The sequence below is a fragment of the Pseudomonas sp. Irchel 3E13 genome (assembly GCF_900187455.1).
Lineage (GTDB): Bacteria > Pseudomonadota > Gammaproteobacteria > Pseudomonadales > Pseudomonadaceae > Aquipseudomonas.
On the sequence record NZ_FYDX01000020.1, the window covers coordinates 109,188 to 130,225 of the forward strand.

Consider the following 21,038-nt stretch of genomic DNA (forward strand, 5'->3'; position numbering starts at 1 on the left):
GAGCATGATTTGCAGCAGGCCAAGTGCAGCATAGTCTAAAGCTCGGTCTTTGGCTTTTCAGGTAGTACGTCTTGTCTCCCTACCATATTTGTATCGTCGATGACGATGAAAGCGTCAGGATGGCGCTCGATGGGCTGGTCCGTTCGATGGGCCATTGCGCTGACACCTTTGGGTCGGCAACTGAATTCCTGGCGTCGCAAGCATTGCACACCTGCGATTGCCTAATCCTTGATGTGCAGATGCCCGGGCTGTCCGGGCTCGAGCTGCAACAGCAGCTACTGACCTTGGGCGTATGCCTGCCGCTAATTTTCATTACCGCGTTTCCTGAGGCTCGCTGGCGTGAGCAGGCTCTGGCCGCCGGGGCTCTGGAGTTCCTTGGCAAACCCTTTGATGGTCGCACGTTGGTAAGCCTGATCGAGCGGGCGGGCCGACTTGGACGCGGGCGTTAATACCAAGGTATGAGTCGTTAGCACCATGATATGACGCCGGCTCGTCCAAGGTGTGGCAGGCGTGATCGTGACGTTGCTCCATCATTGAGACTCATCCGGAGATGGCATCTGGCTATCTCACGGCAGAAGAGTAGGAGAGGTATCTCCTGGGTTTATCTGGATGGGGGTCGCAGTGCTTTTGAGCAATCTTACGATAGGCAAGCGTGCGGCCTTGGGCTTCGCGGTGGTCACACTAATCTTCCTGCTCACTGGAATCTTCAGCTTGTCGCGCATGGCCGAGCTAAATCGAGTAGCACGACATGTGAATGATACTTGGATGTCGGGAATGAGCATCCTGCAAACCTTCAGTGCTCAGGTTGCCGTTATGCGAATTGAGAGCGTGCGCATTCGGTCGACATCTGATCCACAGGCCTTGGTTCGCAGTGAAGACTTGATCATCTCTGCCCGGCAGCGGCTGACCGAAGAGCTAGCGCGATACAAGAACCGCGGGATTTCGGCGCTAGAGAAACAAATGGTCGAGATGCTAGAGGTAGAGCTAGCAAATTACGTGGGCAATCTGGACCGGTTGCTTCGGCTCTTGCAGGTTGGCACCCCAGATGCTTCGCAACAGGCGGAAATCAATGCGGCCCTGGCACAAAGTGGGAGCCTGATCGGCGAACAGATCGACGCACTTGTTTCGCAGAACCAAGCAGGGGGGGCGAAGGCCATCACTCAGGCCCAAGCGCTGTACGAACGAGTGGTCGTGGTCGTCGCCTCTGCCTTGTGTGCCTCGATTGCGGCCACCGTACTGCTTGCGTTGCTACTCACCCGCAGCATCGTCAGGCCGTTGCATACCGCGCTGCAGGCGGCACGTGCCATCGCTGACGGTCACCTAGACAGGCCGATCGTACCCTCCGGCAAGGATGAGCCCGCGCAGTTGCTGCATGCGATGGCGGAAATGCAACATAGCCTGCGCACAACTATCTGCCTGATCAGTGACTCTGCCGGTCAATTGGCCACCGCCTCGGAGCAGATGAGCACGGCGATGGACGAGAGTACTCGAGGCCTTCAACAGCAAAGCGAGGAAATCGAACAGGCCGCGACCGCGATCACCCAGATGAGCAGCGCCGTGGATGAGGTGGCGGGCAATGCTGTTTCCACCTCCGAGTTGTCCCGCGAGTCGGACGAGGAGATGCGCAATGGTCACAGCCAGGTCGCCAACATCGTTGACCAGATTCAGGTTCTAGCCGAGGGCATCACGCGTTCCTCGGGGCAGGCAAGTGGACTGTCGGATCAGGTACGAGACATCAGCATGGTTATGGAGGTCATCCGTGGCATTGCCGAGCAGACTAATCTACTGGCCTTGAACGCCGCGATCGAGGCAGCCCGCGCCGGAGAGGCGGGGAGAGGCTTCGCGGTAGTAGCCGACGAGGTTCGCTCACTGGCTCAGCGTACGCAGAGTTCAACTCTGGAGATTGAGAGCATCATCACTGCGATCCAGCAGGGCACAGTCGTCACAGTTGAGGCCTTGCAGATGAGTGTTGGTCAAGTGGCTCAGACCCTTGAGAGGGCCCAGGCTGTGAGCGGTTCGTTACAGCGAACTACGGAGGCCGTTTCAATGATCAACGAACGCAATTTGGTCATTGCCAGCGCCTCCGAACAACAGGCCCTCGTGGCCCGTGAGCTCGACCGCAACCTGGTCAGCATCCGCACCTTGTCCAACCATTGCGCCACGAGTGCGACCCAGACGTCTGTGGCAAGCCTGCAGTTGTCACAACTGGCGGTCCAGCTCAAGGGTATGATTTCGCGTTTTTCGGTGTAACCCCATGATTTCGACCCGTGACAGCGCACGCTCGGCACTACAAACATGGCGTGGACATCTGTGGAAGGTATTCGGCTGCGGTCTGTTCGTGCTGCTCGCAGCCCTCTTGGTGGTGGCTTACCGACAGACAGAGCGTCAGGCGCGGCTGGATGTTCGCAATCTGGGGCTCGCACTAGAGGCGCGGCTTGATTCTGGCTTGCTACAACCTCTACACGCCAATCTGCGTACTCTGGCTACCCGGCTATCGGGCGGGGAGGTAAGTAACCACGGTTTGGATGCCACGTTGATCAGGCGCTTTCACGAAGAGGCGGCTAGCCTGCCAAGCCAGATGCCCTTCGAACTGATCGACGAAAAGGGGCGCCTGGTTGCTAGCAGCTTCGATGGCACCGCCGCGCCTTCCTTCGACCAACTTCGATACTGGTCACTGCTTGCTCGGCAAGCGCAAGACGGTGACTCGCTGGTGATCGAGCAAGATCCTAATCAACCGCGGCTGCACTTCGCCATACCTATCTTTGATCGCTTGGGAAGCAGGCAGGGTTGGGTCGCCACGTCGCTAAATTTGGCAACGGTGCTCGAACTGTTCCACGAGGTAGACGTCGGGCTCCACGGCGTCATCAGTGTACGTCGAGTGGATCGGCCGGAAAGCGTGCTGCGCGATCCCCCCCTGGCCAATCCTCTTGATCCTCAGGAACGCGTCGCCCTGGACGAGCAGCATGTGAGCGGACGCCGTGACGGTGACTTCTATATGCGTTCACCGCTGGATGGCATTGAGCGCCTGTATGGCTTTAAACGTATAGGCGAGTATCCGCTGGCATTAACTATCGGCCTTGCCACCGACGATTACCGAAAGGAATGGCACTACACCTTCGGTTGGGCCTGTGCGCTCAGCGCCGTGTTCTTTTTGGTGATCATCTCTCTGGACCGTCGTCTGCATCGTGCGCAACGGCGTGAGTCACGAGCGACAGCCGACCTCGCATTTATGGCGTACCACGATGCCCTGACCGGGCTGCCGAACCGGCATCGCATCAGTGAGCGCATTGAAGAAGCCATTGTCGACGCAGAAGGTTTCCACCTGCTGTACCTCGATCTGGACAATTTCAAGACCATCAACGATTCCCTCGGTCATGTGGCCGGAGACCAGGTGCTGTGCGAACTGGCGCAGCGTCTTACAAGTCTGCAGGGCATCGATACTACTGCCCGCTTGGGGGGAGATGAGTATCTGATGTTGGTCAGAGCCACGACCAGAAAACAGTTGGAGCAGTTGCTGCGCGACCTTGACAGTCGTCTGCGAGAGCCTTGGCTGGTACATAACTGCTTGTTGGAGGTGCGGACTTCCATTGGTATTGCCTGTCATCCTGATCACGGGACGAGCTTTGACGACTTATTCAAGGCTGCAGACATTGCGCTGAATCAAGCAAAGAAATGCGGTCGGGCCCGGCATACCTTCTACACCCCTGCGATGGGGGAGCGCGCGCTGAAGTCACTACAACTGCAAGTTGAGTTGCGGGCTGCACTACACAACGATGAGTTCGAGCTGCACTACCAGCCGCAGGTGAATCTAGACAGCGGTGAGGTAGTCGGAGCAGAGGCATTATTGCGCTGGCGCCACCCTTCTCGAGGAATGATATACCCGGGGGAGTTCATTGCTGAAGCGGAGTCCAGTGGATTAATCGTGCCCATCGGGCGTTGGTTGCTTACCACTGCATGCGAACAGGCCGTGGCTTGGCAACGCATGGGCCTTGGAGCACTCATAGTCGCGGTGAACTGCTCTGCTATTGAGTTCAAACAAGGCGATTATGTCGATAGTGTCGCCCTGGCATTAAGCACATCCGGTTTAGAGTCATCTTTATTGGAGCTAGAGCTCACCGAGTCGATTCTCATCGAGGACACAGAGAGGATGATCGCTTGTTTCGGGCGGTTGAAGGCTATGGGCGTACGGTTGGCAATCGATGATTTCGGTACCGGCTATTCGAGTATGGCTTACCTCAAACATCTGACGATTGATCGGCTGAAGATCGATCGCTCATTCGTCCAGAATCTGGCCGACAATGCCGATGACAGAGCTATCGTCGGCACAATGGTGACCTTGGCGCACAATCTTAATTTGCAGATCGTCGCGGAGGGTGTGGAAAGCGACAATGTATTACCCATATTGAGTCGTATGGGGTGCGACGAAGCTCAGGGCTATTACTTCTCTCTACCAGTGCCGGTGAAGGAATTCGAGTTGTTCATGTCATCTGCTTTGGGAACAGTCTAATCAACCATGTCCAAGAGAGAAGCATGTTGCTCCATGTTGCTCATAGAGCAGCCGCGCGAACTTTGATGTCGTCAGCATCTTCTAACTGCTGTGACGTCTAGGTACGTAAAAATTAGCGTTGCTAGTGACGTATTACGTTTGCTGGTGCTGGACTGATTTACAATGACAATCTGTTACGTGCAACGTGTTGCGTGTGCCCAGTTGTTTTTTTTAGTGCAAAAATATCCCTTCAAATTCTTATAAAAACCTGCGCACTGAAATTCTTGACTTAAATAAATACCTACCGTCGCCGCAAGGATACGTACAGCGCTGTCCTCGCGGCGGATTGTTTCATATGCGCTTTTTTGAACGTATTGGGCATCAAAACCCAGTCGACATAGGCAACGCACTGCTTCCGCTGGAGGTATTGTTGTTCAATTGGAATGGAGTAACTTGTAGTCTATTCATAATGAGCTCAAGGATTAATTTGGTTACAGATTCATTGGGTGCTATGCATTTTTAGCTTCCTGATGATAGCACTATGGTTAATCTGTTTTTTGGCCAGATCATAATGAGAATAGAGGTAGCCTGATATGCGTGTAAATTTGCCCATTACCGAGCGCGAAAGAACGTTCTCCAATGAGCAGCGGCTGATCTCGACCACCGACCTCGACAGCCGGATCACCTACTGTAATGATGCATTTGTAGCAATTAGCGGGTTCACTTATGAAGAACTGATAGGGCAAACCCACAATTTGGTTCGCCACCCGGATATGCCACCCATTGTGTTTGCTCATATGTGGGAGACGATCAAGCAAGGAAAACCTTGGATGGGGGTGGTCAAAAATCGCTCGAAGAATGGCGACTTCTATTGGGTCAGTGCCTATGTCACCGCCATCTATGAAGACGGTCGCATCAGTGGTTATGAATCGGTTCGTTCGCTACCTAGTCGCGCCCAGATTCGTCGCGCGACGGCGCTTTACGCGCGGCTGCGATCCGGTAAAGCGGCTATATCCCTAGGGACGCGAGTTTTGGGAACACTACAGTTCGGTTGGCCACTGCTGATGTTGGGAGGTCTGTCCGCGACTAGTGCTGTCTGGCTGCCACAGACTGCGGCCCTTACGATTTCGGGGGCGAGTCTCTTGAGTGCCTGGTACTTATTCGAGTCGCGCCAGCGTAAAACCATCGAGCGCATTTTGGCGGAGCACCCGAAAGCGTTTACAAGTCCATTGGTCGCTCTCACTTATAGCGATAACCCCGGAGCCCAAGGGCAACTGGAAATGGCCATGATCAGTGAGGAAGCACGCCTGCAAACGGCTCTGACCCGTTTGGTCGATGCTGGGATTAGTGTTAAGTCCAAGGCAGCACACTCATCTGAACTGTCCGGTTCGCAAGCGCAGTCACTCGAACGCCAACGCAGTGAAACTGATCGCTCAGCCGCCGCAATCTCTCAGATGTCGGCAACGATTCAGGAGATCACGCATAACGTGCAGAATACTGCGCATGCAGCATCTGAGGCTGACCGATTGGCCATGCAGGGCAGCGATTTGGCTCAGAAAAGCTTGGTTTCCATGGGAAACATGAGCCAGGCAGTCAATGAAATTGGTCAGGCGGTCGATGCGTTAGCAAGTCAGACCGAGTCTATCGGTAGCGTAGTGGATGTCATCACTTCAATTGCCGAGCAGACCAACTTGCTGGCGCTCAATGCTGCTATTGAGGCTGCCCGGGCAGGCGAGCAGGGTCGGGGTTTTGCTGTCGTCGCTGAGGAAGTGCGCGCTCTGGCTCAGCGTACACGAACTTCGACCGAAGAGATCCATGGAATCATTGCTTCATTACATGTTGGTACAGAAAGAGCAGTGGCGACTGCGAGCAGAGGGGAGGAGATTTCCCGCGACAGCATGCAGAGTGTTGAGGCGGTTCAATCGGCGCTTGTTGGCATCAGCGAAGCGGTTAGCCGCATTACGGGTATGAGCCAACAGATGGCGTCGGCATCATCTGCGCAAAGTCATGTAGCTGAAGACATCAATCAACAGATTACGCGCATTGCGCAATTGTGCGATCACAGCGCCGGGAAGGCCATGCAAGGTGCAGAAATTAGCCAGGATCTAGAACGAATGGCGGAATATCTGCATAGCTTGGCTGAGCGCTTCAACCGATAGACGTTAGCTTCGATTGAGTACCCACAAGGATGTGGGACTGTCATCATCGGAGGTGATCTGCTCTAAATATTGACCGATCGCTCAGTAGGCTTGTTCTTAACTGGCAGTTGATATGCGGTTCCACCCTTAACCTTGCTCGGCTGTAGGCCGAACTGCAGAAGTGCCGATCTCCTTACTCCTGCCAGCGCGCCTCAATGGGTAAATCAACTGGCTGTTGCAGCATGAGCACATGCTCTGGCACGCGCTCGCGGTCAGGATCCATTGCAGCCCGAAACGTCTGGATTACGTACTTGGCAAGGGAGGCTCGTACATTGAATACCATCGCCGCTGTCCCCCCCATGTACTCTTCGCGCACCATGCGAGCCTGCTCGGCGGAAAGGTCTCGATGGGGTACCAAGCGTATTGGGACGATACGCTGCCAGTGTCGGTCCTGCTCTGCTCCAGGTAGCAGCAGGGCGTCGGCCAGGCTAACCGCTGATATCCGACCTAGGTTGAAATCACGAAACTCTCCGGCCTTCTCGCAGTATGCCCGTACATGCCATCGTGGTCCGGCTTGAATCAGTGAGTGAGGGCGGATAAGCCGTTCATGAGCTTGGGGGGTGCTCATGGAGCGATAGGTCACCCTCACACAAAGCCCAAGCCGCATAGCTCGATGCAGTCGCGAGAACGGGGCAGGGCGAATCGCCGTTGCATCGAATTGCGTACTTTCGAAAGGTACTCCAATGGAGATGGTTTCCAGAGAGCCTGAGGCACCGACAAGCCGTTGATATTCGGTGAATACGCCGCGGCTTAGGATTGGTTCGAGTTGTGGAGTGCTGCTGTAGCTTTTGCTGGCGGAATCAGGCTCGCAGGCTTCGGGGTATCGTACCCGAAAGCTCGCGATGTCCCGACTGGCTAGCGTTTCATGGATGTTGAACAAATCCAGCAAGCGCGATCGTGAGATTCTTCCTTCCCAGAGAAGCAGTATCTCGATCGCTTCAAAACGTTCTTGCGGGGCTGAGTTGCGACGTGGCATGGAATGATCACTGTTGAAGGGTTTTCATAGCATAGATGCATCAATAGATCTATGCTACGGTCAATGCAATGGCCACACGGACTTTGGTATGGAACCTAATATACCGCCGCTGTTCGAGCATTTGCCCAAGGAGCTTTTTCGCCCTTTGGCCGCCGCCAACAACCTGCGCTATTGGGATGTGCTCTGTCGGCTTATGGCGGCCATGTGGGGAGAGGGTGGCCGCTCACCCGGGGAAGAAGCGCCCAAGTCACTGGTCCTTCGAACGATCGAATCGTTTCTAGTAGCCGATGACCCTTGGGAGGATATGGACAGCTCCCTTACGGTGACCGGAAGGGCTCATCTGATCTTCACCTCGCTCCATGCCAGCGGGTGGCTAAGTCAACGGCGCAAAGGCGTAGTAGAACAGGTCACGGTCAGGCCTGTTGTGGCACGGTTTTTTGGTCACCTGGTGGAGTTTGCCAATCAGACCCCTGAGTTCCTCGGGATTAGGTTCCACTCGATCTACGTCTCCCTGCGTGAAGTGCGCGATGCAAACGCGCACGGTCTTTATCATGAGGCGGCACGTCAGGCCAAACAGTGCATGGCACACATCACCAATACGAGTTGCCGCATTCAGGATCTGATGGGGAAACTCTCGGCGAAGGAAACCATGGGCGAGTTCGTTCGTGGCTTTTTCGAAGAGTACATCGAGAACGTTTTCATTGCCGACTATAGCGACCTGCGTACTCACAACCATCCGTTGCAGTTTCGCTCACAGATTATCGCTCTGGTTCGCCAACTCCAGTGTGACGATCAGCAGCGCCAGGGATTGATCGGTTGGTATGCCCAGATGAAGACCGACGACGACTTCCTACGCGCTGAGTTGCTCTACGAACGGGATACCCATCAGTTGCTGCGCCTTCGCGAAGTCGAAGAGCACTTGCAGAGATTGGATGAAGAGGTGCGTGACGCCAATCAGATGGCCATTGCGCTCTTTGAGTACAAGCTGCGCTCGCCTGGCAATTTCGACAAACTGATCGCGAGGGCCCTCAATGCCGTGGAGATCCTGGGGGAGGGGCATGCCTCGCTTCCGGGTAGGTCAGGCTTCTATCACGCTTCCGAGGTCGGCCTGTCCAAACCTCGTGTAACTCCGCGGGTTCACGAGCCAACACTGGTCGAAACCTACAGTCCGACAACTGAGGAGCTTGCAATGGAAGCCCTTCGACAACGGATGAATGCCAATCGGCACGTTACGCCGCTGAAGCTGGCGGAGTACGTCACGCGACACGTCGGCTCTGATCTGCGCGTGACCTCGAGCCAACTGTCAATCGAATCGGTCATAGATCTGTGCTGCTACCAAAGGCTGTTATTGATCGCCTCGCGCGAGGCATGCCCTCCAGGAAAACGCAGAGATGATGTCCACCTGCAGTTGGTCCCTGGGATACGTGTCGAATTTGTCCCCGAAGCCATGACTCGCAACGCGTACATGGAACACCAAGAGTTCATGATTCATGTGAGGATGCCGTGATGGTCAACTGGGAGCGATTGGCAGAACAGTCAGAGGTAAGTTATGTCAGTGCCGACTTCGAGAGAGCGGCTTACCGGCTAATGGTTGAGCAGATCCTTTATGCCAATGACAAGTTCAGCCGGGTGGCCTATCACTTGATCGTCAAGCATCTCGCGGCGTTTCGGGAGGTGATGTCCTTGCTAGGGGTTCACCTGATTCACAATGCCCATCACGCTTATGTCGCGGCCATCCCTAGCCACCCAGTGGCCGAGAAAATGCGCCTTAGTGAGACACGTTTGGCGCTTGTTCTACGCCGCATCTATGACGACCGTATGCAGTCGGCAGAGATCGCTGACGGAGAAGCGTTCGTGTCACTTGAAGAGTTGGAGCGTGCCTACAAGGAATGGCTCAAACGTGAGCTCCCCGAGCGGGGCGAACTGCGCGAGTTGGCTCAGGCCATGAAGCGCTACGGGTTGGTGCGGGTTTCAGAGGCCGACGACGGGCAACCCTACAAGATTGTCATCCGTCCTGGGATCGTCGATGTGCTGAGCGAGGGGGCGTTGCACCAATTGGCAGCGCACGCGCCAATGAAGGATGAGGAGGCCGGCGATGGTCTTGCTTGAACGGGTTAACCTGATTCAGTTTTTCCTTTACGAGGCCCGGGATGTCGATATCGGGAGAAATACGGCCTTCCTAGGGCCTAATGGAACCGGAAAAACGGCGCTTCTGGATGCAATTCAGGTAGTCATGTTAGCGGCCGATGGCAACCGCATAAACTTCAACGCAGCGAGTGACAGCAAGAAAAAGCGTTCTCGCAGCATGCGTGATTACTGCCTCGGCTCGATTGTACCTGGTGGCAGTTCCTACCAGCGGACCTCCGCGAACACATACGTGGGATTGGTTTTCCGCAATACCATTACAGGCGTTCCGTTCACTGCCGGCGTTTCACTACAAGCTCATATCGAGGACGCCAAAGCGGAGGTGAATGGATACTTCATATTGCCCGGTGTCGAACTGTCGGCTAAGCAATATTTGCAGACCGACGGCGCACGCGAAACCGTGATGCCCTGGCGAGCCTTTCAGCATGTAGTCGCTGATTTGTGTCGCTTGGAGGCAAACAGTACCCCTTATATAACGCCTCACAATCGCGACGACTTTATTCGACGCCTCTTGATCGATCATCTGGCCGGTCCAGGCGACAAACCGAACTCACAGGCATTTCGGGCTGCGTTTTCTCGTTCTCTGAAGCTCAATGAAGACATCGTTGATCTTAATGAGACGTTACGACAGCATCTCATCGAGCCGATGCCAATCCGGATTACCGAGTTCCGCGAGCGCCTAAACGAGGTTCGTGACATGCGTGACCTTATTAGGCGACTGAGAGGGCGCATTACCCAAGCCTCAGAAGTGGCTGACACCTATGCCCAAGTGCTGCAGGCTCGAACCTCCGAGGCGAACCTGACGGCCTTGAAGCATGTCTACGCAACCGAACGCAGCGCAGAAGCAGTGGATGCTATTCAGATCAAGCAAGAAGCGCTAGAGGAGGCGCTTACCAGAGCGCAGCGAGAACTCGGAAGGGCATGTGCCCAAGCGCAGTTGGCCAATGCCGCCCGAGATCTGGCCCTGACTGCGCTGACTTCCAGCCCTGACTTTCAACAGCAAGCAGGTCATGCCGGCGAGCTCTTGCTGTTGGAGAAGCAATTTGATGAGAAACAAGCGCAACTCCGCACGCAATTGCACGCGATGCAGCGTGCTCTTTCCGACGCCAGCGGCCTAGCTGAAATCGCATCCAGTAGAGACCTCTTTGACAGCGGGCTCGAGCAATTGCAAAGCTTGGAGAAACGGCTGGAATCAGATGACATGCCATCATCTGAATCACTCCAGCGTACGCTTCAAGCGGTAAGCCAAGCCTTCGAAGTGCTGCGTCGGGCAATGGCGGAGACAGAAGGCAAAGCGGAAAAGGCAGCCAACCATCTGCGTGACGCTGAGATGGCAAGTGCCCGGGCTGGCCAAGGCCTTGCGAAACTGAGCGATAACACCACCGCATTGTTGCGTATCCTCGCGAATGCGGGTATCGACGCGACTCCCATCTGCGACCTGGTAAGTGTCGCAGATGTAGCATGGCAAGCAGCGATCGAGTCATGGCTGGGGCGCCATGTAGAGGCTTTACTTATTCCAGAAGATCGGGAGTTGGAGGCCATTAAGGTCTATCGCAGCGCAGCGGCAGACGGCGTTTATCGCGTGAAGTTAGCTCTTCCTTCACGTATCCGGGACTGGCACGGATACGATACTGAGCCTTACGCAGCTCAGTTGGTCCAAGGGCAGAACCTACTTGCCGTGCGCTACCTACAGGGCGCGCTTGGGCGAACGATACTAGCCGAATCCAACGAGCAACTGCGCGTTGGTGTCAAAGCGCTATCCAAGGACGGCATGGTCAGTTCAGGTGCGGCCGTGGAGCGACAATCCTTACCTAAACCCTCAGAGCTTAGGTTGGGCCGTAAAGACGTCGATGCCATGCGCCAACAGGCAGAACAGGCGTTGCAGATTGCGCAGGCACAATCCAGGCAACACGAGGAGGCGGTCATTCGGCTTCGCAACGGCTTGCAGAATCTCACCCCGTTTGCCAACACCGAGACGCTGCAGACCAGCCTTGAAAGCATCTTTATGGCGAAGGTGCAGGCAAACGCCCATGCCGCGCATTTGCGCGAGCGGTTGGCGCGTACACAAACTGCTGGTTTGGTTGAACTGGAGGCAAGGAAACAGCTTGCCGACGAGGCGGCCCACACCGCCAATGAGTTGGTTCTTCGATGGACTAAGGATGAGGCCAGCTTCGTCGAGCAACTTAAGCTATTGGGCGAACAGCTCGGCGTGCTGACCAAGCAGTTGGAAGTAGAAAGCGCCCGGGAAAGAGAGAGTCGGCAGCACCCGCTTTACAATGCGAATGAAGTCGATCGGCATCGCAAACGATCGGATGAGCGCCATGGCGACGATGCGAGCGCGAAGGTTATTGCTTTGGAGCAGGCGATCGTAACGGTTAACGGAGTGGCTGGCAGCAAAGACCGCGAAGCCTGGAACCTGTTCGCGAATTACCTGAAGGACTATAACCTGCAGAACACGGATATCTGCAGCAATGATTGGAAGGGCGCTTACGGCTTCATACTGGAGGACCAGCAGCGACTAGTGAATCTTGAACTGGTCGAGCAAGAAGAGAAAGCTGAAGAAGCCTACCAGGCTGCCGTGAAGGTTTTTCGCTCCGATGTCGCTCAGGCACTGCTTGCAGGTTTTGATCGCATCGAGGAGCAGATCGCGGGCCTCACCTCAATTCTCGAAAACGCACCGATGTTCTCCAACAACGAACGCTATGAGTTTAAGTTCAAGGTGGTCGAAGAGCATCGAAGCCTGTATGAGTTCTTGCTACGCGTGCGTACCCATGGGACAGAGGACGACCTTTTTGGCGGACCAGGTGAGGTGCCGGAGGAGTTTCGCGCGCTTGTCGAAGGCGACAGCAACTCACCGCTGCTGAACGAGGCCAGCCCCCTGAATGACCACCGCCGCTTCTTCAGCTACGACGTAGAGGTCTATCAAATGTCGGAGAGTCTGGGCTTGCTGAGCAGGCGCTTCGAGCAGGCCTCTGGAGGAGAGCATAGAACACCGGTCTACCTCATATTCGGTGCCGCTTTGGCGGCCTGTTACGGGAAGTCGAAGGACAGTCTCAGTGGCGGCGGTATCATGCTGTTGGATGAGGCGTTCGAAAAGATGGATCCTCAGAATATCCGAGCCACCGTGCAATTCTTGAATGCCCTTGGCCTGCAATTGATCCTGGCGGGGCCGGAATCTGACCAAGCCAAACTCAGTTCTTTCCTGAATATCTACTATGACATGTCCCGCTTCGGAACCCGAAATGTGCAGATGAAGAAGAATGTCGTCCACGATGCTGCTCGTGAATTGCTGCAAAGTGACAACTACTTGCTCAATCCAGTGTTGTTGCAGCAGGAAATCAACCGTTTGAAGGAAGAACAGAATGAGCCTGGATGACGCAACCCTTGATCGACTGCTGGTTCGTGCCGAGCGCGCTCGTCTAAGCGGCAGTACCCGAACTATCCGTGAGTCCTTCAAGTCGCTAACCTCGCCATACTGGCAGCTCAGTCTGGACGAGCGTGACCGCATGCACGAACGAATGCGGGCAGCGGCGTCAGCTGGCGCGATTAAGCTGGAGTGGGCCAGGCAAGGAGGGGGGGATCGTCCATTGGATGCGGTAGTTCTTCAGGATCTCGATCGACTCGCCGACCATCTGCAGCGTCCCACCTCCAGTGCAATCCTTGGCCAGGCGGCTGCACTACTGGCGCCTTGGCACGGACAGGGACAGGTGGACGAGTTGCTTGCATGCTGGGCCCAGCTCAAGCAGGTGAGGCTCCTGGGACCTGGTTCGGCTGCTGATTTCGCTGATGCGTTGCGGGCGCTCGATGCGATGGCCGGAACCAAGGAGGATCGCATCGTCCGCCAACTCAGTACTCAGCTTTTCGGCGACTCCAAGCGTCTGGAAGCCCTGAGCAAGCATTTGGATCTGCTCACCGCGGAAACCCTGAATGCGCCGGCCCGACATTGGAGTGAAGTTTTCGGAGCGATCGGACTCATCAAAGAGCCTCAACCTTTTCTCGTGGCGGGTATGGGCAAGCTCCGGCTGACCGACCAGGATGACTGCACAGTCATTCGGCCGTATTTGGGTGTCGCCAATACCGTGATCCAAGGTTACATGGGTGCGCCTGCTTGGTTATTGACGATAGAGAATCTCACAACCTTCCACCAGGCAGCGCGGGAACTAAGCAAGAATCCGTCGGGAGTGATTATCTACACGGCAGGTATGCCATCGCCAAGTTGGGGGCAAGCTTACGTTCGAATCTTATCCTCGCTTGAGCACAAGCCTCCAATTTACCACTGGGGCGATCATGATGAAGGGGGCTTTCGTATCGCCGCTCGAATCGCCCAGTTCGCCACCCAGTCAGGGTTTCGATTGCAGCCATGGTCTATGCAGGCTTCACGCTGGCCTGATCGCGGTCAAGAGGCCAAAGCTGAGCAGCATCGTGCGATGAAGAGAAATGCTGCCCGCGCAGGCTGGGCGGAATTGGCCGATCAACTTGCCCCTGTACTGTTCGAGCAGGAAGGACAACCTTTGAATCTTCCTACCTAGTTAGAGCGTATGCCAGGACAGATCGCTGCCGAGCGCTAGGAGTGGCGGAGAAAAGGGAGGTAAACAGCGCGGACTAATGGTGGTCTTGGTTGAACGCTAGGTGGCGGAATCGCGAAGGGCAGGGAGCCAAGCCGGACTAGCTGCCCTGCTTCTGTTGGAGGCTGTGCATATTGCTTACGACGCCAAGGAAACCATATCCCTTACACGGATACCCGGCACCTGACAGGCGACTCCAGCCCCCAGCAAGCTGGGCACCATTCAGTCCTCTCTGCCATCCTTGGGCATTTAAGGCATATTAGAGTCATCGATTCAGCATCGGGGCCCTCCGCCTGGTGCAATCGGCCTCGAACTGCGAAGGGATTGAGAATGACTGCGAGTAGCAAAAGCCAATCAACCTCCACAGAGTTGACAGGTGGGGCAGGGTTCAACTACGAAGACTTGGTGGTGGCTTACTACCTCGCTGCCTTGCTGCTTGAAGGGCATGCCGCCGGGTGCACTGGAGTAGTCGAGTCGGTTGCAATACAGCAAGCGGCTGATCACCCGATGGACGACCTTGTCGTGGAAATTAGGGATGAAGCCGGAAAGCGGAACCTCGGGCTGCAGGTGAAGCGTTCCCTTCGACTCACGGCCGCGCCCAGCAACTCAGACTTTCTAAGCATAATGGCCGCCGCGGCCGTGACACGACGCTTGCCAGCATTCCAGGTCGGCCGCGATGCCTTCGGCTTTGTGACTGAGCATGTCGCAGTAGATAGCTTACGTTCACTCAATCGGCTGATTGAATGGGCCCGGGCAGATGTTTGTGGGGCGGATTTCAACCGACGCTTCGAGACTGGAGGGTCTGCTGCGGCGGCAGAGCGCACAATGCGCACAGTATTACAGCCACTGACTGAGACGCAAACCAACGATGAAGAACTGGACTTCTATCAACACCTTGTCGCGTTGCGAATCGATGGGCTAGGTGAGAGAGGAACTTTTAGGGGGGCAGTCATTACTCAGTTGAAGGGCGTGCTTGCCAGTGACCAAGATGGCCAAGCCGAGTTGCTGTTCAACCGGTTGTGCCAGATCGCCAGTGATGGTGCGGGTAATGCGAGAAAATGGACCCGAACCACGCTTGTCCAGCAGTTGCAAGGCGCTATGCGGCTGCGATGCGCCCCAAGCTACAGCGCTGATCTGGAGTTAATTCAGCGCTACTCCTCAGCCAATATGGCCGATATTCTGGAGACGATTGGCGACTTCCGGATCGCACGTCCCCGTATCAACAAGCAAATTCAAGCCTCACTGGGCACGTTCCGCCTGGTCAACCTCACAGGGTTGCCCGGCTGTGGGAAATCCGTGGCTTTAAAAGGTGAAGCAGAAGAAGCATTCGACAAAGGACCAATTCTGTTCCTGAAATCAGATCGGTTGCTCGGCAACAGTTGGTCCGCATTTTCTGCAGCACTGGGCTTGCGCCATAGTGCAGAAGAGATTCTTACCGAAATAGGTAGCACCGGCACACCAGTTCTCTTTATCGATGGTATTGACCGCGTTCCATTGGATCAGAAGGGCATCATCACCGATTTGTTGAAGGTGATTGAGAGCCACGGAACCCTCCGCAACTGGAAAGTCCTGGCGACTTCCCGGGATCAAGGCCTGGAACCTTACCGCGCGTGGTTCCCCAGCAGCTTCTACCGAGAACACGGTATTGGCGATGTTGTCGTCGATCCGTTTAACGATGCAGAGGCAGCCGAACTCGCCGAACAGGTTCCTGCTCTGCGCTCGCTGCTAAGCATATCGTCTGCTGTGAAGGAAGTGGCACGCCGACCGTTCTTTGCTGCGGTCTTGGCGAGAAACAGTGCTGCGATGCAAACCTCAGCGCTTCACACGGAAACTGATTTGATTGCAGCCTGGTGGTCGCGGGCGGGCTACGACGCAGTATCCGAATCAGCGGAGGTGAGGCGACGGGCCATTCTCGATTTGGCAGAGAAGGGAGTAGGGGAGCTAGGTAGACGAATTCGGATCCGAAGGCTGGATAGTAATACCGTGCCCCAATTGGCAGCGCTGAAAGCCGACTTGATAATTCGCGACCATGATGATGGCGCGGCCGTCTCTTTTACCCACGATATCTTCTTCGAATGGGCATTTTACCGGGTATTAATTGATCTCGATTCCGACTGGCACGGCGCGATCTTGGACGCAGGGGAGCCGCCGTTGCTTGGGCGAGTAGTGGGACTACTGGCGCAGAGGAGCCTAAGCACCCCCGGTAGATGGACAACCGGTTATCGACTGCTGGAGAGCAAGCCTCTTAGACCGCAATGGCGTAGAACCTGGCTGACCGCTCCTCCGTTCACCACTGCTTTCACCGATGCAGGCCCATGGGCAGAGTTTACTGCTGTGTTGCAGGAACAGGACTTTCGACTCCTGGAAAAGCTATTGGTGTGGTTTCAGGCAGAGCACACGATCCCAAACCCCGTCGTTTTGGGCCGTGCAGCGAGCACTGACGACGGGGAAAAATCCATCCGCGTTGCACATCTACTGGGGTGGCCGTCTGACGTCAGGACTTGGGGACGACTGATCGATTGGTTGCTATCCGTCGCAGATACGGTACCTGGACGTCTAGTTCCGCATGCCGCGGACGTTTTCGAAGTGTGGCTAAACATGTGGGGGCACAATGCAATCCAACGTACAGGCAATATCGTAGCCCAGAGCGTCCGTTGGCTGAATGATCTTGAAAATGCCAAACGTGTCGAGTCGACCGGTAACAAATGGAAGGAACTTGGACGCGATGCGCGCGAGCAACTGGCGATGTCTCTGCGCCGGGCAATTCTGCGGTGCGCACCGGCGTTCCCGGACCCAGCGATTAAACTCTACCAACACGCAGTAGCCGCCGAGCACCTACGGGATGCTAATTACGGTACGCTCATGGCATATGCACACGTCATGGCAACCGTCGCGCCCGACGCTGTCATTGAGCTGGCCAAATCAGAACTCCTTCAAGAGTTGCCTGGTACCCGCTTTGCTAGGGAGGAGGAGGAGAGGCGAAGAAGCGCGGAGCGCAGGAAAGCCATTCGCGAAATTCCAGAAGCTGAGCGAACGCCCAGACAGCAACAGCAGTTGGACCAGATGTTCTATCCCTTGGGTCGGGAGTTTCCGGAGCTTGATGAAGTCGGCATCAACAAATACCACCATTATTACACCGACGTCTCAGCGCTTCACGAACCGTTCGCTAGCCTCTTTGCCCATGCGCCCGATCACGCACTCAAGCTTATCAATGAGATGGCGAATCATGCAGTGACAGGTTGGCGGCAAGTACACGCCCTTCGAGCCGACACAAAAAAACCTTTTCCCGTTGTAGTGGATTTCCCCTGGGGCGAGCAGACATTCTGGGGGGACTGGACAGTTTATAGCTGGTCCCAAGGCCAATTGGGTGCAGCACCACTGGAGTGCGCATTTCTTGCCCAAAGCTACTGGGCATTCCAGCAGTTGGAGAATGGTCGCCCGACAGATGAAGTCATTCGTGTGGTGGTCGAACAGTCTGAATGTATTGCTGCACTTGGATTAGCCCTGCTCATAGCGCTCGAATCGCTTCACGTGTCAGAAACAACAATGGCTTTGGTCGGGTGCCAAAGACTCTGGGAGCATGACCTGAAACGTGTCATACAAACACCCACTCTAGAGCTTGGTGTCCTGGGTTTCAGCCTAGATTCGCGCCTTACGGATGATCAGTGCCAAGCCCAGGCATTCTTAAGAACGCGGACAAGCCGTAAACGCAATGTGCGTCAGCTTGCCATGGCTTTCGCCGTTTCGACAGACGATCAGTTGCGCGCTCGGTGCAAGGCGATACTGGCAGCATTCCCCGACAGGCTTCCATTCGAATTTGAAGAAGACGCCAGCAATAGTTCAATTGCCAGCCGCTTGAAGTCGTTGGCAGAGCAATGGGCAGGCCAAGGCGATGTCGACAACTATCGCGCCGTGGCTACCAAGTCGGGTCATCAAGCCATTTCCTATGAATCGCCGGTTCCCTTCGACGCTCAACAACAGTTGCGATTTGATGAAGCAGAGGCTTTTCTTCACGCATCGAACGTTCTCGCTTGGGCTACCCAGTCACTGGAACAAAACATTCTGCAGCCTCACATGAAGCTGGCCAGCGCGGTGGCATTTGCTAAGCAGCAAGATTCGGACGACATGTTCAAGGTGCGATTTGATGTAGGAGATCATGCGGTACAAAGCGCAATCTCCTGCATCGCTGCGTGTGTCATCCGTTTTAGTCAGGATGAGAGTGATGATCTTGACTGGGCCTGGGAAGTGATGGAGCGTGTTTGGAACATGCAGGAGCGCCCATTGAACGGCTCACACGTACCATGGCATCCGTTCAACCACCTCATTGCAGCGTTGGTGCAGCAACGCGTCAACAACAATCAGGATACTGATGCAGTCGCTATGCTGCTTGAACTGGCTGACCATCCGCAGGAGGACGTTTCGGCGTTGGCGGTTGCCGGTTTACTGCGAGACGACGACTTGGCAGTCACCTGGGTGGCCGCTTTACTCGTCATGAGGCGGGCCATTCGCTGGCGCTCAACCTGGACGCCCGATCGGGGCCACGATCATTCCAGAGACCGAGCCAGCCGCGAGCAGGCACTGCGTCTCGCTCTGGACGAGTTGGCCGAAGGGCACCCGGCGCAGTTCCCGCCCATGCCGGTGGCCTGGGTGCAGCTACCGGGTGGCGAGGAGGAAGATTGGGATGACGGTAGCGATCGGTATCTGCGTGATCCAGACCCGTTCTTTGATTGGCACTTCGCTGCAGGGATTTTCAGGTTTTTCCCAGTTGAGCGGTGGTGCACTTCCACAACCTACAAAAGCCACTGGCAATCGGCGCTCGATGAGCTTTGCACATGGACTGCATCACGCTTGTTTCCACCGAGATCGGCAGATAAAAAACAACACCACCCAGATGGGTACGAGTGGCATGACACGTTAAGCCGCCTGATTGCACGATCGGCGCCCCTGCTCGACGAAGAGTGGTTCATAGAGATCTGCTTGCAGCCATTCTTGTCAGCGGAGAGGAACTCATTGCAGATGCTGAGTCGCATTGTCCGGTCATTGACTATCCACCATGTAGTCGACGCCGTCCGCATCGATACACATATGCTACGGCTTCTAGACATGTGTGCGGAGCGCCTAATCAATGATCAAGCCTTCTCAGAAAAAAGCGACGGCGCAGTTCACGACAACGCATTGGCCCGTCTCGTCGAGGCGCTCCTTTTCGTGGCCGTAACAGATGCGCCGCAGGCGACCCGATTTGCGAATGGTGACTGGTCACAGGTGGCGGCGATCATGCCGATGATCACTCGCATTATGGCCAAAATTGGCTGGTCATCAGACGTGATGAGCAAGTTCTTGACCCTCTGCGAGCGAGCCGCCGATGCCTATCCAATTCGGGCATTCTCACAGCAGGTTGCAGCCGCACTGGAATCCATTCATCTGTCGCAGGGTAGTTGGACAGGAACCACACTGCCCGCACGTATCGCCGCTACGATTCAGCGCCTTACGGATAAGCACTATCCGCTCGAGCAAGATCAGGCCCTGGTGTTACTGCGTATCCTCGACGCGTTGATAGACTTGGGTGATCGCCGTAGCTCAGCCCTAGAGCAAAGTGAGGCATTCAGGGAAGTTCGCAAAACAGCTTAAGGTGGTGCGGTTGCGTCATTCGTCTTGGCAACGGCTCCAGCAAGCTGGTACCCAAGTAGGCTTAGCCTTGACTGCCCTGTTGTATCTTGGAAAAGCCGGGGTAAATGAGCAAGCCGCCGGCAAGATCCTTAGCTCGCTTAGCGCTGAGGAATTCAGCAAGCTCATGGCCTGCAAGATGCCTAAGTGGGTGCGGAAGGTATTGGCCGATTTTGCTTAGTTTGGCCCTGGCTTCTTGAATTAATTGCGCCTTTAGCTTCCATTTCGAGGTTCTGACCTTGGGCCTTCCCTTCATAGCTCCTCTGTCATCGCCGCTCTGGAAGCAGTTTTGCATCCGGCCCGAGAGTCGCACGCTCTATCCGACTCTCTTGGACGGAGGCTACCTATCGCCGCAGGTCACGCACATCCGAAAACAAGATGCTAAAGGGGGCCAAACTCTTATCAAGATCGTCTCTCAGTGAATAGACGGTCCCGCTGGCCACCTGGTAGACGAGAAAGTACGACCCGTCTTGGGGATCTGCTGCAATCCCTGCCATCGTCAGTGGTTCCATAAGCCAGGTGGATTGGCTGTTGACGTGAGGAGGTGTCACCAACTGAACCTGTTCAACCCACATACGGTTCGACTGGGCATCGACGAGCTGTTTGAGTTCATGAGCATGGTACATCATGAGCATGCTGGCGAAATTTTCACGCCCCGACCTATGCACCACTTGTAGATAAAACCACGGCAACATCAGTTCCTGCTCAACGAAGCTCCACACCCTTTGCCCGGCTGGAGACGCTGGCTCATCGGGCAGGTCAAACGCTATTTCGGCACGCGGATAGGTAGTAAACATGGCACCCCCTAAAATGAACACTATAGATTGTAGCCCTATAGGGCTCGATAGCGCTTCATCGTTCCTTTTGTGGGAACGGAGTAACCGTCTGGCCAACTCACCCCTCAGCACACAGACCAGCTCGGACAAGAACGGGTGGAAAACAAAGCCTTGCCCGCAGGTATACCCATTGAATAAGCCTGTATCTGACGTAGGTCATGCAGAGCC

The 21,038-nt window shown here is 55.5% G+C and carries 11 protein-coding genes and 1 pseudogene; 10 read left to right on the plus strand and 2 right to left on the minus strand.

Translation table 11 applies throughout. From position 1 onward, the window contains the following. Nucleotides 1-71 precede the first annotated feature (71 nt). The 5 genes and pseudogenes from CKW37_RS28295 to CKW37_RS28310 all read left to right on the plus strand — a co-directional run bounded on the left by CKW37_RS28295 (nt 72) and on the right by CKW37_RS28310 (nt 6,645). A complete protein-coding gene (locus tag CKW37_RS28295; RefSeq protein WP_004577346.1) occupies nt 72-449 on the plus strand; it encodes a response regulator transcription factor in 378 nt (125 codons plus the stop codon). Nucleotides 450-609: 160 nt separating this feature from the next. Further along, a pseudogene (locus CKW37_RS33845) lies at nt 610-1,392 on the plus strand (MCP four helix bundle domain-containing protein); the annotation flags it as partial. A gap of 81 nt (nt 1,393-1,473) precedes the next feature. Beyond that, on the plus strand, nt 1,474-2,250 hold the full coding sequence (locus CKW37_RS33850; protein WP_371316875.1) for a methyl-accepting chemotaxis protein: 777 nt from the start codon (nt 1,474-1,476) through the stop codon (nt 2,248-2,250). Nucleotides 2,251-2,254: 4 nt separating this feature from the next. Further along, nucleotides 2,255-4,507, plus strand: coding sequence for a bifunctional diguanylate cyclase/phosphodiesterase (locus tag CKW37_RS28305; RefSeq protein WP_024717484.1), 2,253 nt, complete (start codon nt 2,255-2,257; stop codon nt 4,505-4,507). 572 nt (nt 4,508-5,079) lie between these two features. Further along, entirely contained in the window at nt 5,080-6,645 is a 1,566-nt protein-coding gene (locus tag CKW37_RS28310; RefSeq protein ID WP_004577349.1) for a PAS domain-containing methyl-accepting chemotaxis protein, read from the plus strand. Nucleotides 6,646-6,817: 172 nt separating this feature from the next. Here CKW37_RS28310 and CKW37_RS28315 read toward each other — a convergent pair whose 3' ends face one another. Further along, entirely contained in the window at nt 6,818-7,660 is an 843-nt protein-coding gene (locus tag CKW37_RS28315; RefSeq protein ID WP_023102066.1) for a WYL domain-containing protein, read from the minus strand. Between the two features lie 88 nt (nt 7,661-7,748). On the opposite strand from CKW37_RS28315, the gene CKW37_RS28320 reads away from it, so the two are divergent. The 5 genes from CKW37_RS28320 to CKW37_RS28340 all read left to right on the plus strand — a co-directional run bounded on the left by CKW37_RS28320 (nt 7,749) and on the right by CKW37_RS28340 (nt 19,998). Next, on the plus strand, nt 7,749-9,167 hold the full coding sequence (locus CKW37_RS28320; protein WP_004577351.1) for a Wadjet anti-phage system protein JetA family protein: 1,419 nt from the start codon (nt 7,749-7,751) through the stop codon (nt 9,165-9,167). Further along, complete coding sequence (locus CKW37_RS28325) at nt 9,167-9,769, plus strand: DUF4194 domain-containing protein (protein WP_004577352.1); 603 nt, start codon at nt 9,167-9,169, stop codon at nt 9,767-9,769. Before CKW37_RS28320 ends, CKW37_RS28325 begins: the two co-directional genes overlap by 1 nt. After that, nucleotides 9,756-13,181: an SbcC/MukB-like Walker B domain-containing protein gene (locus CKW37_RS28330; RefSeq protein ID WP_004577353.1), complete on the plus strand. Its 3,426-nt coding sequence runs from the start codon at nt 9,756-9,758 to the stop codon at nt 13,179-13,181. Before CKW37_RS28325 ends, CKW37_RS28330 begins: the two co-directional genes overlap by 14 nt. After that, nucleotides 13,168-14,334, plus strand: a complete 1,167-nt coding sequence (locus CKW37_RS28335; RefSeq protein WP_004577354.1) for a Wadjet anti-phage system protein JetD domain-containing protein — start codon at nt 13,168-13,170, stop codon at nt 14,332-14,334. Before CKW37_RS28330 ends, CKW37_RS28335 begins: the two co-directional genes overlap by 14 nt. A gap of 675 nt (nt 14,335-15,009) precedes the next feature. Further along, a complete protein-coding gene (locus CKW37_RS28340; RefSeq protein WP_177011105.1) occupies nt 15,010-19,998 on the plus strand; it encodes an ATP-binding protein in 4,989 nt (1,662 codons plus the stop codon). A gap of 380 nt (nt 19,999-20,378) precedes the next feature. On the opposite strand, the gene CKW37_RS33370 is transcribed toward CKW37_RS28340, so the two are convergent. Further along, nucleotides 20,379-20,831, minus strand: a complete 453-nt coding sequence (locus CKW37_RS33370) for a hypothetical protein (RefSeq protein ID WP_004577357.1) — start codon at nt 20,829-20,831, stop codon at nt 20,379-20,381. Nucleotides 20,832-21,038: the final 207 nt, after the last annotated feature.

Coding starts and splice junctions, on each gene's coding strand:
- CKW37_RS28320 (WP_004577351.1), top strand. CDS start 7,749: ATGGAACCTAATATACCGCCGCTGTTCGAGCATTTGCCCAAGGAGCTT.
- CKW37_RS33370 (WP_004577357.1), bottom strand. CDS start 20,831: ATGTTTACTACCTATCCGCGTGCCGAAATAGCGTTTGACCTGCCCGAT.
- CKW37_RS33850 (WP_371316875.1), top strand. CDS start 1,474: ATGGACGAGAGTACTCGAGGCCTTCAACAGCAAAGCGAGGAAATCGAA.
- CKW37_RS28335 (WP_004577354.1), top strand. CDS start 13,168: ATGAGCCTGGATGACGCAACCCTTGATCGACTGCTGGTTCGTGCCGAG.
- CKW37_RS28305 (WP_024717484.1), top strand. CDS start 2,255: ATGATTTCGACCCGTGACAGCGCACGCTCGGCACTACAAACATGGCGT.
- CKW37_RS28330 (WP_004577353.1), top strand. CDS start 9,756: ATGGTCTTGCTTGAACGGGTTAACCTGATTCAGTTTTTCCTTTACGAG.
- CKW37_RS28310 (WP_004577349.1), top strand. CDS start 5,080: ATGCGTGTAAATTTGCCCATTACCGAGCGCGAAAGAACGTTCTCCAAT.
- CKW37_RS28325 (WP_004577352.1), top strand. CDS start 9,167: ATGGTCAACTGGGAGCGATTGGCAGAACAGTCAGAGGTAAGTTATGTC.
- CKW37_RS28315 (WP_023102066.1), bottom strand. CDS start 7,660: ATGCCACGTCGCAACTCAGCCCCGCAAGAACGTTTTGAAGCGATCGAG.